The organism is Microbispora sp. NPDC046973 (assembly GCF_040644495.1).
Taxonomy (GTDB): Bacteria; Actinomycetota; Actinomycetes; order Streptosporangiales; family Streptosporangiaceae; genus Microbispora.
The window spans coordinates 1-1,798 of sequence record NZ_JBEYWQ010000080.1; the positions used below are offsets into that span (position 1 = coordinate 1).

The window sequence follows — 1,798 nt, forward strand, 5'->3', positions numbered from 1 at the left end:
TGATGATGTCCGGGCCGCGGTCCAGGCATAGTCCGACCACGTTTTCCGTGCCGATCCCGGCTGCGAGCAGGTGGTGGGCGAGCTGGTTGGCGCGGGCGTCCAGCTCGGCGTAGGTCAGCGAGGCGTCACCACAGACCACGGCGGTCGCGTGTGGGTGAACGGCTGCTTGAGCGGCGATGAGTTCGTGGATTCCGCTGATTTGCGGGAGCTCGGAGGGGGTGCCGTTCCATTCGGTTGTCAACTGCTGGTGTTCTGCGGTGGTGAGGATCGGCAGGGTGGAGATCGGCTGTTTTGAGTCCTCGGCGATCGCCGTCAGTAGGCGGGTGAGGTGTCCGACGAGCCGGCGCATGGTCGATGCGTCGAACAAGGTGGTGCTGTATTGCACCGACCCGACCAGGCTGCCCTGGGCGGTCCGTCCCATGACGAGGCTGATGTCGAACAGCGCGTTGTGCGGCACCTCGTCCGGACCTTGGTTGTCCCACTCAAGTGTGTTGGTGGAGTAGTTGAACAGTGTGGCGATCAGTGGGGTGCGGGAACGGTCGCGGGTGACGCCGAGTTCGTCCACCAGCTGCTCGAAAGGCACATCCTGGTGGGTGTAGGCGTCCAAGGCGGTGGCCCTTACGCGGCGCAGCAGTTCGGTGAACGTCGGGTCGCCGGAAAGGTCGGTGCGCAGCGCCAGGGTGTTGACGAAGAAGCCGATGAGGTCCTCGGTCTGGCCGTGGGTGCGGTTGGCGACTGGCGTGCCGACGATGATGTCGTCCTGGCCGCTGTACTTGCCCAGCAGGACGGTGTAGGCGGCCAGCAGCGTCATGAACATGGTGGCGCCGCCCCGCCGCGACAACTCCTGCAACCCGGCTGTCACCTCGGGGGTGAGGTGGAAGCTGATGGCCGCTCCGGCGGCGGAGCGCACCGGAGGCCGGGGGTGGTCGGTCGGCAGCTCCAGCACGGGCGGGTCGGCCAATTGGTGTCGCCAGTAGCCGAGCTGTTCGTCCAGCACCGGTCCGGTGAGCCAGTCGCGCTGCCAGACGGCGAAGTCGGCGTACTGGATGGGCAGCGGCGGCAACGGGTTCGGCTGGCCGTTCTGATAGGCGCTGTAGAGGGCCTCGAGCTCGTGGCGGAAGATTCCCGCGGACCACTCGTCGGACACGACGTGGTGGACACATAAGGCGAGGATGTGCCGGTCGTCGGCCAGGCGCAGCAGGGTGGCGCGGATCAGCGGCCCGGTGGCCAGGTCGAACGGTGTGGCGGCGTCGGCGGCGATCCAGGCGCGGGCCGCCTCCTGCGGGTTGTCACGATCCGTCAGGTCCACCACGGGCAGGTCGAACCGGGTGGGTGGGTCGATGACCTGGTGGGGGACACCGTCGTCGTCGGCGATCAGGCGGGTGCGCAGGACTTCGTGTCGTTCGAGCAGGGTGTCGAGCGCCGCGCGGAGGGCGGGGACGTCCAGTCGCTCGGGCAGGTGGATCGGGGTGGGGATGTTGTATTCGGCCGATCCGGGGTGGAGTTGGTCGAGGAACCACAGGCGTTGCTGGGCGAACGACAGCGGCAGTTTCCGCTCGCGTGCGACGGGTGTGATCGGCGGCGGAGCCTCGCTCGCCGTGCCGGTGTCGATGACGGCGGCCAGTTCACCGACAGTCGGATGGTCGAACAGGGCGGCGACGCCGGTGTCGGTCCCGAAAGCGGCGCGGATGCGGGTGATGGCTTGGGTGGCGAGCAGGGAGTGGCCGCCGAGGTCGAAGAAGTTGTCGGTGACGCCGACGTGGTCGAGGTTGAGCAGGTCGGCCCAGATGCCGGCGAG

At 68.0% G+C, this 1,798-nt stretch carries 1 protein-coding gene; it reads right to left on the minus strand.

The features are described from left to right. Nucleotides 1–1,798, minus strand: a 1,798-nt coding sequence (locus tag ABZ860_RS42770; protein ID WP_357232594.1) for a condensation domain-containing protein, incomplete at both ends; no start/stop codon positions are given.